General features: G+C 71.7%; 2 protein-coding genes. Both read left to right on the forward strand.

Annotated features, from left to right (window positions below; translation table 11 throughout):
* A partial coding sequence (locus PV363_RS17765; RefSeq protein ID WP_301023088.1) for an LPXTG cell wall anchor domain-containing protein occupies positions 1-212 on the forward strand: 212 nt, incomplete at its 5' end.
* On the forward strand, positions 209-1,438 hold the full coding sequence (locus tag PV363_RS17770) for a hypothetical protein (protein ID WP_301023089.1): 1,230 nt from the start codon (positions 209-211) through the stop codon (positions 1,436-1,438). The genes PV363_RS17765 and PV363_RS17770, both read left to right, overlap by 4 nt.
* Positions 1,439-1,585 lie beyond the last annotated feature (147 nt).

A 1,585-nucleotide genomic window follows, 5' to 3' on the forward strand; every position in this document is an offset into this window, starting at 1 on the left:
CAGGCGCGGACAAGCCGGTCGCCGACAAGCCGGCTGCGGCGGCGAACCCGGCGCCGACCGTGCCCGACAACGACAACGCGGGTGCCCTCCCCAAGACCGGCGGCACCGACAGCCTGCCCGTGCTGCTGATGGCCGCGGGCGCGCTTCTGATGGGCGGACTCGGCGTGCTGCTGGTCTTCCCGGGTCGTCGTCGTCACGGAGTCAGCGCATGAGGGCGCGCACGCGCCTCGGTGCGCTCGCACGGGTCGCGGGCGCCGTCGCGCTGATGGGCGGCTCGCTCGCGCTGGTGTCGAGTCCGGCGGCCGCGGCCGAGGGCACGCCGGCGGCAGGAACGGTCGCGTTCTCGTGCACGATGCCCGACTTCAAGAAGGACTTCGACTACGCGGCGAAGGTCTCGGTCGCGGGCTACCGTGCGGCGGAGGGTGGCCCCGTGACGTTGCGGGCCACGCTCAGCGACCTCCCGGGCGTGGCGCCGGTGGCGATCAACAACGCGTCGATGAGCGCGACGTTGAAGCTGACGATCGACGGTCAGGCGGTCACGCTCAAAGGCACGGGGCCGACCACGGCCGCCCCGAACGGGCCCGTCCCGGTGGCCGACGTGTCCGGCACGGTGACCTCGAGCAAGGCCGAGCTGCCGGTGACGGCGACCGCGTTCACGTTCGTGGTCTCCGGCGTCGGTGGCCAGTGCACGGCGTCCACGGCGCTGTCGGTGCTGACGGTGAGCGATGAGCCGCCGCCTACGCCGACTACGCCTACGCCTACGCCTAAGCCGACGAAGGCGCCGACCACCGCTCCGGCGAAGGCGCCGACCTCGGCTCCGCCGGCAGGGAACCCTGGCAAGCCCGCCAAGGGCACGGTGAAGTTCGCGTGCGTCATGTCGATCGGGTCGAAGTTCGACTACAACGCCACGATCTCGGTCTCCGGATACCGCAAGAACGCGGGCGACCCGGTCTCCCTCCAGGCGACGATGAGCAAGCTCCCCGGCATCGCGCCGGTCCCGATCGACGGCTCGATGGAGTACACGCTCAACCTGTCGGTCGGGGGTACGGCGACCACGCTCACGGCGACGGACACGGTCAACGCCGCGCCGAAGGCCGTGGTCCCCGTCCCGACGCTCAAGGGCAGCGTCAAGGCGTCCGGTGACGAGCTCGACGTGAAGGCTTCGGGATTCTCGTTCGACTTCCCTTCTGCGTCCATCGGCGCGAAGTGCACGGGATCGGGGACGCTGTCCAAGATGACGGTCAGCAGCGAGCCTCCGGCCGACGGTGACGGTGGCGGGAGCGGCGGTGGGAGCAGCGACCCGGCCGCCACCCTTCCCAAGACCGGTGGCACGGGCTCGTTGCCCGTGATCGGTCTGGTGGCAGCATCCCTGGTGTTCCTGGGTGCCGCGGGTCTCGTCTGGCTCCCGTCGCGTCGGGGCACAGCGACGCGCGGCTGAGTCGGCATCCCGCCGACCTCACGGACAGCGGGCTCCCGGCGTACCAGTCGACCTCAGGGAGCCCCCGTCGGGGGCTGCCACACCATCACAGCGCACGGGACCCGCCACACAAACCACCCGGGGGGGAGAAGGCGGGCCCCGGTGGTG

Origin of the sequence: Mumia sp. (assembly GCF_028803055.1) — a bacterium.
Classification (GTDB): Bacteria; Actinomycetota; Actinomycetes; order Propionibacteriales; family Nocardioidaceae; genus Mumia.